Genomic DNA, 928 nt, shown 5'->3' on the forward strand with positions numbered 1-928 from the left:
AGTGAAATTCTGCCGAGGAAGGATGGGGTCGAATCGGTCATCAATGCTCCTGAGGTGCTCTGTTAAAGGACGAGCTGTCCTGGCTGCGCCGCACGCGACGGGCCGCTTAGCCCTTGCTGCCTTGATCCGGCCGCTGCCGCGCGTGTTTGCGAAGGCCGGCGGCAAGCTTGCAGCCGGGGATCATTCAGCGGCAATCGCGGCGCGTGCGATACGCGCAAAAGCCGTATTTTGCCTTGCGGCGCGCCCGACGCGAGAAAAGGCGGCCATTCTAGCGGGCAATCGGGCGAGATTGGCGGGTTGTTGCGAGGCGAGCGGGGCGGGCTTGCGGAGTGGTTTTGCAAAAAGGCTGCTACCACGTCACCAGTGCCCAGGAGTACAACGAGAGCCTCAGGCGCCGCGCCATGATCGGACTGTGTTTTTGTTTGCAACGGGGACCTTAGGGCGCGGTTCGTCAATGGCCGAACGCATGCGCGCGGCGTGCCGGGTCGTGCGCCAAAGACCGTTCAGAACAAAGCCGGAGCGTCCCGTCGCCGAGGAGCGGTCGCCGGATGGTATTGCGCAAGCAATCGCCCAGAGCCCGCCGCCGGTCACCCGCCCCAGGGCACAAAACGCACGGGATAACACACAGGCGAACTACCAATCTGCCTACACTGCACTGGATGAGTGCTGGTTTTCGCTGTGGGAGTAGAGCCGCGAGAGTTGCTCGGCTCCGTAACGTTTACTTCCACGTCGAGCGAACTCCCCCGATGCCACGTTATGCTGTTTTCTGGTTTCCTGATTGCATAATCGGCCCGCATTTTCCTGTTTTTCCCCAGGTAATTGATGCGATTCTGATCGGTATCCGATGCGTACATGTATTCGGTATCGAATGGTTTGGTATCTTTCTCCTCTTTGTAGTATCGCAGTGTGTATCCCTGCCGAATGGTAG

The 928-nt window shown here is 59.6% G+C and carries 1 protein-coding gene; it reads left to right on the forward strand.

The features are described from left to right. Positions 1-746: 746 nt before the first annotated feature. A partial coding sequence (locus CIC12_RS32855) for a hypothetical protein (RefSeq protein ID WP_238812250.1) occupies positions 747-928 on the forward strand: 182 nt, incomplete at its 3' end.

It is taken from the genome of Paraburkholderia sp. SG-MS1 (genome assembly GCF_012275575.1).
GTDB lineage: Bacteria > Pseudomonadota > Gammaproteobacteria > Burkholderiales > Burkholderiaceae > Paraburkholderia.